Source organism: Caldivirga sp. UBA161, from assembly GCF_002506515.1.
In the GTDB taxonomy this organism is placed as follows: domain Archaea; phylum Thermoproteota; class Thermoprotei; order Thermoproteales; family Thermocladiaceae; genus Caldivirga.
In genome coordinates this window covers 1-8974 of record NZ_DAXS01000001.1, presented here as the reverse complement: position 1 = coordinate 8974, position 8974 = coordinate 1, and the positions used below count along the sequence as shown (strand labels likewise).

Genomic DNA, 8974 nt, shown 5'->3' with positions numbered 1-8974 from the left:
CCACCGCAGTTGGCTTTGGTTAACAGTATTGCTAATGCATTAACAAGCTTCGGAATACCAACCACTGTAACTGTTTACCCAAGCTCAGAATTCAGTACTATAATTCAGAAGGGGCAGTATGATTTAATATTCTTATACTACGATGGAGCGCCTGAGCCTGGTTTACCATCATTCTTCCCAGAGGGCCCAATACCAGCAGCCTACTATCAAGGATACCCATTTAACGCAACGCATTGGAATATGGTCATTACTTTGCCTAATGGAACTCAAGTTAGTCCACTACAGGTATGTTATAAGTACTTCATAAGCCCAGCTAAGACATTCTCATGCTACGCAATATCAATGTGGGCATGGAACCACTACGTACCATTCATACAGATTGATAGGAACACTGAAATATTCTTCCTAAATACTCAGTACGTTAACTGGCCTATTAATGATACGTCAATATGGGATAACATACCTAGTATTCAGACAGAGGCTTGGACCGCATTATTAACGCATGTGTCATTTAAGTCGCCTTCAGCCGTAACTACGGTTACAACTACTTCTTCAACAACTACCCCAAGTACTGTGACTAAGGTTGTTACGCCATCGTATATCATATATGCTGTGGTGGCTGTAGTGGTGGTTGTTGTTATTGCGGCTGTTGTTGCTATAATATTAATGAGAAGAAGGTAAACTTAAAGCCCTTAATTCAAATCATTAAAAATCAGTTTTTCAATTATTAACAAGCCATTGCACCTATACGCTTTAGCTAAGATGTATTAAACTTAACTTCAGGTTTATGCGTTATTTAGTAAAAATGTTTAAAATTAACACTGCATAATAAGAGCTTAGTGCTGGAGGTCTCGTTCATAGGTAGGAGAAGCGTGTTCAATGAGTTGAGTAGTATTGTAACGGGCCCCATTAGTGTTAAGTATGCGGACTCCAGGGTAATTAGGGCTGTGGGTAATGAGGTATGCATACTGGATTACTACGTTGATGCTGATTGTTCAGGTAATTGCGTGAGGGTGGGTAGGTATGTTGAGCCTGTGGAGCTTATGGGTATTTTAACCAACGTTATGGTTAATATGCTTAATTATGAACTTATTAAAATGGGTATTGACTATGGTACGGAAAGGACTGGTGTTGTTTTAGTTTATGATAATACCCCCTTAATCGGCAATATATTAACCCCAGTTAAGCTAATTAAGTTAATTAAGCTGATTAATGGTAGGCTTAGTGGAGTGGCTATAGGTGATTCACCCCCGGCACGTAGATTCCTTGGGATAAGTATCAGCGACTTATGTTCAATAACAGATAATGTACTGGTTATTGATGAGCTTGAATCCTCCAGGTTAAGGAACTGGGTATCCGCGAATGGCCTAATGGACGATGTAGCTGACGCCTACGCAATAGCATTAACTAAACCTAAGGTAGTTATTAAGTGCACCAGCTCTAAGGATTAAATGTGCCTTAAAGTGTTAAGAGGGGAAGGTTTCCCTTTCAACGCTCCTTATTGATTCAATAATTATGTCAACTGCCTTCTCCGCTAATTCAATGGGTATGTTAAGGGGTGGTGCGATCCTTATCGTTGACTTACCTGAACCTATTACGGCTACCCCCCTCTTAAATGACCTCATCAATACTTCCCCTAATTCCTTAATGGCTGGTTCCTTACTTACCTTATCCTTAACTAACTCAACGCCAATCATTAACCCAAGCCCCCTAACATCACCGATTAACCTACTTGAACTAGCCTCCTCCCTAAACCTCCTCATAATGTAATCCCCAACCCTTGAGGCATTTGCAAGCAGGTCCTCATCTTTAATAACGTTAATCACCTCAATACCTGCAGCTAAGGCCACTGGGTTACCGCCGAATGTATTGGCGTGGGAACCCTTAGGCAGCCTCATTAAGTTAGCCTTACCAACAATGGCGCCTAATGGTAAGCCGGCTGCTATGGCCTTAGCCATGGCTATTAAGTCAGGCTCAATACCGAAATGCTCCACTGCAAACCATTTACCAGTCCTACCGAAGCCTGATTGAACCTCATCAGCCACAAGCATTATGCCATACTTCTCAGTAATCTTCCTTAATCCCCTCATGAAGTTAATGGGTGGTACAACATAACCGCCTTCACCTTGAATGGGTTCAATGAAGACTGCAGCCACTTCACTTGGGTCAACTAGCCTACCAAATACCCAATCCTCAATAAATGATAAGGCCTGTTCACCACACTCCTCCTCACTCAGCCCTTTACCGAAGGGGCACCTGTATGGGTATGGGTATGGAGCATGAATAACATTAGGCATCATTGGGTTAAACCCAAATCGCTGAATAGGCTTACTGGCGGTTAAGGACATTGAGCCGTAGGTCCTACCGTGAAACGCGCCTAGGAAAGCCATAACGTAAGGCCTCTGATTCTTGAAAAAACCCCTAGCTATCTTAAGGGATCCCTCTATAGCCTCAGTGCCTGAATTAGCATAGAACACGCGCTTCCCACCACTTATTGGAGTTATCTCAATGAGCATTGAAGCGTGCTTAACCGCTAACTCATAGTAGAAGTCAGTTAAGCTATAGTGGGTGAATTCACTGGCCTGATCCCTTATAGCCTTAATAATCCTTGGGTGGGAATGCCCAACATTCATAACTGCAATGCCTGAGTTAAAATCTACGTATAAGTTACCATCAACATCCTCAATGATTGGGCCAACCCCCCTCTTAATCACCAGGGGGTACCACCGCCCAAAGGACTGCATTATCAATGACTCATCATTCTTAACGATACTTAAAGCCCTGGGCCCAGGGGGCTCCACTATTATTCTTGGGGCGTCACTTGGCTTAACATCCCAGTACCAGTTAGGCATACTTGGCTACCTCAGTGGTGCTTAATAAAGTATCCTATAATAAGGTATATAACCTATGTAGCATTATTTAAGAACCCTACCTGTTAACAGGCTAATGACCGGGGATTTACCGAAGTCCTCCCCCAAATCCATACTAGTCCCCCTGGCTGGGATAAGCCTAACGCCCAGTGAACGACCCTTAACTCTAACCACCTCAGTTAAATCGAGGAGTAGGTTCCTACTTAACTCAAGTTCACTAACCGGTACTGGAACCATGTCAATACCTGCCACGCAAACCTGGGTGTATGATATTAATTTAAATAAGTCAACTAAACCATCATTGAACCTCTCCTTTAACTCATTATCCTCCCCCAACGGTAACATAACCTCATTAAAGCCAGTCTTATTAAAGGGTAATTCACTTATTAACCTATTAATGAAGCCGATTGCTGCCATGGTTCCTAATTCACCAAACCTTAACCCACCCACCTTCTCAATTACCTTAACCACAGAGTCCTGACCCCAGGGGGATAGTGAAGCATCAATACCCCTGTACTCCACGCCAGCTAATTCACTCAATTCTTCACCTATCGCATTAGCCTTACCCACCAGGTCCTTTAACTTCCTCTGCAGGTCTCCGCCCTCCAGTAGGTCTGAGGCGTATAGTATTGCTATTGATAACCCGGTACCACCCTTAACGTTAACTGATGCTGGGTAGTATGGGGTTTCAATTAAATCACCTAGGAGTATCGCCACTTTCCTAGCCGCTAAGGGTTCCTCAGAGGCCATTGATTTAAGTAGGTTAATGTAGAAGTTGGCTAGTTCATCATCATACTCAGGCATCCAAACCATGGAGTACGTATCATACTCAGTAATCAACTTAACTACAGTGAAGGGGTCTAGGGGAGTCATTAGGCTTAAGCCTGAGTAAACGTAACCCCTCCTGGCAGCTATGGATTTAAGTATTCTAAGCTGCTCCTTAGCAGCATTAATGTTATCTACAAATGGTAACGTAACCCTCTTAGTTACAATACTTACACCATACTTAGAAGAGACTACGCTAATACCTGCATTAACCCTATTCAATAGGTTAGGTAATGAGGCTAAGTCATCCGTGAATAAGGTCACTGCCCTAATCCTCATGTAGGTTAATTACAGTTAGGAGTTATTAAGTATAACTCACATTCAGCATTCAAGCCTAATACTACTAAGTATATATGCCTTAATCCTATACGTTAATACGTAATCCTCATCAGCCAGTAGTTGAGTTAAGTCCATTGAATTGGGTTTAAGATTCCTCATGAATGAGTACGCACTGGGATTACTCATGGTTTTAATAGGCTCCGCATCCATTAGGGAGAAGTTCTTAACGCAGGAGTGTGGTATGGGTATTGCAGATAATTTAGTTGACCAGTGTATTGATAATGGTACCCTAAAGGCCTTAACCTTACTCAAGGTATTAACACCTAAGGTCACGTTACTCATTAACCCACTAAACTTACTGAACCTCTTCATAGCCCTCTCAGCGGCGTCCATTATAATTTTAAGTAACCTAGAGGCGTTCTTCAAATCAATAGCGCTCTGTTGATGAAGCCTAGCGAAAACCTTGAAGCCATTCATACCGTCAAAGTACATTAACACGCTACTAATACCCACAGCTTCAAAACCCAGCCTAACTGCATTGGAGGCTATGTGCATGATTAAGTAACCCTCAGGTGTATTGAACATTACCTGCTTAACCTTAATGTCAGCGACTAGAACATCAACATTACTTGAGCCTATTGGCTTAACGGAAGCCATGAAGTCTAACCCACCTTGAGCAACTAAGGATTTCAAATCATTAATACTATTTACCACTATTGGCTTACCCTCAATACTCCTAACCAACCTAACACCACTGGACTGCTGAACTATGACTTGAGTAATCCTATTAACCATGAAGTCAAGCATTAATTCACCCACTGAGTCATAGTACTTAATTGGGTCAACCGGAACCCTCTTCACCACTGGGTTTAGCCTCCTTACACTCTTCATACTCACTCACTGGTGGCGAAGATATAGTATATTAACTTACCGTTACTGAAGGCTNNCTCCTCCCTGCCCTTTAGGGTTGGGTTTGCCTTTGGTTGGTTTACTGCCTTCATCCTCATTGCCTCACAGCTCGTCCAATGTGGCTATGGGCTGGGCCTCCAACCCAATTACCCCTACCCCTCACCAAGAGTAGCCCCCTTACTCTTAGCTCCCAGGAACCAGAAGATATACAGAGGCAGCAAAAAGTAGCCTTTAAANNCATTTAATGATTATAATTAATCCTAAATTAAAATTAAGTCGCTTTAATGCATGCTTCATGGGTCATTGAGTAAGTGTTTTAAGGGTAATAAGTTAATTAGCATGTGGTTAACATATACATGGGTAAGGGAAGCTGTTATGCGGTTAAGGAGGGTGTTTACGTTAAGCCTGGGCCAATGGACCTAGGTAGAGCTGCAGCTCACCTTTACCTACACTTAAGGGACCTTAAGTTGGGGTACACTTATAATCACGATTGCGTTAAGGTTAAGATGAGCCGTAGCCTCTTTGAAGCCAGGTGCAAGTACCTTGTTAAACTCTGCAGGGAGCAGATTAATGATGAGTATGAGTGTGGTCAAGTGGAGCAGTTGGTTGATGCAGCATTAAGTAGCGTGAAGTTGCCTCAATGGGCTGAGGAATTGGCTAAGCAATACTTAGTTAAGGTAACTAGGTTAATTTAGGGAGTTAACCATATTAATAAGGCTTCAACGCCTCAAGGGGGGTTCAGTGAGCCTATGCCTACTTGAACATAGGGACATGGTTATCTCAGGCTTAGCAGTATTCGCAGCATCATTTATGCTCTTCTCACAGTATTGGTTAGCTAACTTAAGCCTACTGGGGCCTATTTCCCTAGCCTCACTACTGGTTGCTATAACTGCATTCATGGCCCACGAGTTAATGCATAGGTACGTGGCCAGGAGGCTTGGTTACATTGCGTGCTTTAGGCTTGTTAGATACGGCTTAGTAATGCTTCTCGTAACGGCCTTAATAGGCTTAGCCGCTAGGTCACCATTCATGATGGGTGCTCCAGGGGCTGTGGCTATTGGACCCAACATACTGGGTAAGGAGAATAGTAAGTACAGGGCCCTCATAGCCTTAGCTGGACCAGGGGCTAATGTAATAATGGCTGCGTTATTCTACGTATTAGCCCTGCTCATGGTTAATAATACTGCATTATTACTGGCCCTACGCTTAACATATATCCTCAACTCTATCCTGGCCTTATTCAACTCCCTTCCAATACCACCCCTTGACGGCTACCAGGTGGTTAAGAATAGGGGGTATGGATTATGGTTAACGCTTATGGTATCCTCAATACTTGTCTCTATCCCTGCACTAGGGTACTTACTTTAACCTTACCCACACCCCTCACAGTCTCCCTCACCCTCAACGCGATTAACGCGGTTATTATTGATGATACTGCTGATGATATGAATATGTAGTAGAAGGATAATCTTGACGGAACCATATACAGTATCGGTAAGTTACCTAACATACCCATTAACACGCCTTGCTTATACGTATCAAGTATTGAACTTGCAAACACTGGGCCAAGGGTGTTGCCCATTAATCTCATTGTAGTATTGGTTCCAGTTATGGTGGCAAGCCTCTTCTCTGATGCAGACATCATGAGTATGGTTATTCTAGTCACCATCATACCACCAATGCCAATTAACGTGATTACTAGGATAATCATAACATCAGCTACCGTTAAAGAGTAATCCAGCGACATTATAGCCAGAAGCAGTGAACCGAGGGCTGCAATTAATGGTGCAATTATTAATATGGGCTTAACACCCACTTTACTTGATAATGCTCCGAAGGCTGGCCCAATAATCAGCATTATTATGCTTATGGGGGCTAGGGTAATACCTGTGGATAATATATCCATGCCGAAGCCTACCGGTCTAGGTAACTCAAATAAGTATACTAAGGCTTGGAAAAGTAGAAATAACCCAAACCCAGATACGAATGATGCGAGAAGGGGAACAGCCACATTAGGGTTTGAGAAATCCTCCAGGCTAATTATTGGATTGGGAATCCTCCTGGAGTGGTTTAGGAATAGGCTAAACACTATTAAACCCATTACTATTCCACCTAACGTCACTGGTGACGTCCAACCAACCTGGTGGGCGTACGTTAATGCTAACCCAATTATAAGGAAGCTTAAGGATAGGGAAAATAATCCAATTAAATCAATAGGCTCTTTTCTCATACTACCTACTGAATCAGGCAACACCCTATAGGCAATTAGTATCGCAGCAATTAGGAGGGGTAATGCAGTCCAATATACTGTTTGCCAATCATAGTATTGAGCTATGAATGCGCCTATGGGTAGTGCAACTGCAGCACCTATTGCGAAGGTGGATGCTATAATACCTTGAGCCATGGGTAACTGTTCCCTAGGCAACCTTTCCCTCAATATTGTGTAGGCTATTGGATTTATTCCCAAGCCAATACCCTGCAGGGCCCTGAAAGCCACAAGGGTGAAGAAGTTTGGTGAAATACTGGTTAGGAGCACTGACGCTGCGTATATTATTAGGATAATCATGAGTACCCTCTTCCTACCGTACTCATCAGCCAACTTACCTATGGCAGGTGCTAAGGCTAAACCACCTAGGGTTTCAGCGGATAAAACCCATGAAACTTCAGATGCTGAAACACTGAACTCACTTTCAATCCTGTATATTGAGGGGAGTACAGCCATTTCAATGTACATTGTTAAAACAGAAATGAAGGCTAATATTGGTAAGTACCTCCTTAAAACATGAGAAGTATGACTCATAGAAGGCTCTTATTGAGGCTAATATATTAATTTTTTGCAAGTAATTAACCCATGGCTTAGCCGAATACTAATTCGGCTCAATAGCCATACCTAGGCTCAATATGGTAATTAATATTAATTAACCTTAATAGAGGCTTACCTTTTAAACCATATTTGATACTATGTTAATATAGGGGTAGGTTAGTTATCAGCGTACTTAATAGTACGGTTATTTGTCAGCATATAGTAGGTGATACTTATTTACCTGAGTAAAATTGAGTTAAATATGACTCATGGTATTCGCTTAATGGTGCATTATGGGAAAAACTTATATAGGAGAGGTAGCTGAAAATATTTTATGGCTAGGAGAGACGTAATAAATACCTCAATATGGGCCGCTAAGAGTATAGCTATTGTCTTCGCTGAGTTAGTCTTCGCAATAAGCATATCCTTCTTCCTAATACACGCAATGCCAGGCAACCCATACCAAATAATCCTAGTGGGCCTACTGCAGAAGGGTATTCCTTATGAGCAAGCTAAGATAATGGCAGCAGCATTAGCCGGCTATAACCCTAACGTTAACCCAATAGTCAGTTGGGCTGGCTACATGTGGAGTGTATTCCACGGTAACTTAGGCTACTCACTAATATACAGGGCACCAGTGGCTAAAATTATAGCCACAGCCGCCCCCTGGACAATACTACTGGTTGCAGTATCCTTAACATTAGCCTTCGCCACAGGCTATATATTGGGGCTTTACGCAGCATCCAAGACAGGTATAGTGGATGGCCTAATAAACGGTACATTATCCTTCTTCCAGTCAATACCAGCCTACGTCCTAGCCTTAATACTAATAATAATATTCGGCGTGCTCCTGAAGATAGCCCCCATAGCTGGAGCCTACTCCTCAAACGTTACCCCAGGCTTCACAGCGAAGTTCATCCTAGATGTTATGCGTCACCTAGCCCTACCCCTCTTAACCTATTACTTAGTCATATTCCCAGGATGGGTCTTTGGCACTAGGAGTTTAGCCATAAGCATCACCAAGGAGGATTACGTGCTTGTGGCTAAGGCTAGGAACCTACCTGAGAAGAGGATTACCCTAACTTACATTGGTAAGAATGCCCTACTACCACAGTTAACCGCATTACTATACTCATACGGTTTAATGTTTGGTAGCAGTATATTTATTGAATCAACCTTCGCAATACCTGGGTTAGGCTACGTCTTAGCAATAGGTTCAGGTTCAAGAGACTACCTACTGACCATTGGTTCATTCCTAGTAATCATTATTGCTGTTATTTTGGGTAAT

8 protein-coding genes and 1 pseudogene are annotated in these 8974 nt (G+C 42.6%); 5 read left to right on the top strand and 4 right to left on the bottom strand.

Annotated elements, in window-relative coordinates:
• Both BP896_RS00045 and BP896_RS00040 read left to right on the top strand, forming a co-directional pair.
• Positions 1-681, top strand: a pseudogene (locus BP896_RS00045) (ABC transporter substrate-binding protein); the annotation flags it as partial.
• A gap of 158 nt (positions 682-839) precedes the next feature.
• Positions 840-1451, top strand: coding sequence for a hypothetical protein (locus tag BP896_RS00040; RefSeq protein ID WP_291764421.1), 612 nt, complete (start codon positions 840-842; stop codon positions 1449-1451).
• Positions 1452-1466: 15 nt separating this feature from the next.
• On the opposite strand, the gene BP896_RS00035 is transcribed toward BP896_RS00040, so the two are convergent.
• The 3 genes from BP896_RS00035 to BP896_RS00025 all read right to left on the bottom strand — a co-directional run bounded on the left by BP896_RS00035 (position 1467) and on the right by BP896_RS00025 (position 4865).
• A complete protein-coding gene (locus tag BP896_RS00035) occupies positions 1467-2852 on the bottom strand; it encodes an acetyl ornithine aminotransferase family protein (RefSeq protein ID WP_291764419.1) in 1386 nt (461 codons plus the stop codon).
• A 63-nt stretch (positions 2853-2915) separates the two neighbouring features.
• Positions 2916-3974 (bottom strand): DUF711 family protein, encoded by a 1059-nt coding sequence (locus tag BP896_RS00030; protein ID WP_291764417.1) that lies wholly within the window; start codon positions 3972-3974, stop codon positions 2916-2918.
• Between the two features lie 42 nt (positions 3975-4016).
• On the bottom strand, positions 4017-4865 hold the full coding sequence (locus BP896_RS00025) for a hypothetical protein (protein WP_291764416.1): 849 nt from the start codon (positions 4863-4865) through the stop codon (positions 4017-4019).
• A gap of 359 nt (positions 4866-5224) precedes the next feature.
• Between BP896_RS00025 and BP896_RS00020 the strand changes: the two genes are divergently transcribed.
• Both BP896_RS00020 and BP896_RS00015 read left to right on the top strand, forming a co-directional pair.
• A complete protein-coding gene (locus BP896_RS00020) occupies positions 5225-5578 on the top strand; it encodes a hypothetical protein (RefSeq protein ID WP_291764415.1) in 354 nt (117 codons plus the stop codon).
• 46 nt (positions 5579-5624) lie between these two features.
• Positions 5625-6251 carry a site-2 protease family protein gene (locus tag BP896_RS00015; RefSeq protein ID WP_291764413.1) on the top strand — a complete coding sequence of 209 codons (627 nt, stop codon included), beginning with the start codon at positions 5625-5627 and terminating at the stop codon, positions 6249-6251.
• Here the strand turns inward: BP896_RS00015 and BP896_RS00010 are convergent.
• Entirely contained in the window at positions 6223-7683 is a 1461-nt protein-coding gene (locus BP896_RS00010) for an MFS transporter (RefSeq protein ID WP_291764411.1), read from the bottom strand. The two genes, BP896_RS00015 and BP896_RS00010, sit on opposite strands and share 29 nt — an antisense overlap.
• A gap of 337 nt (positions 7684-8020) precedes the next feature.
• On the opposite strand from BP896_RS00010, the gene BP896_RS00005 reads away from it, so the two are divergent.
• On the top strand, positions 8021-8974 hold a 954-nt coding region (locus BP896_RS00005; protein ID WP_291764410.1), incomplete at its 3' end, for an ABC transporter permease.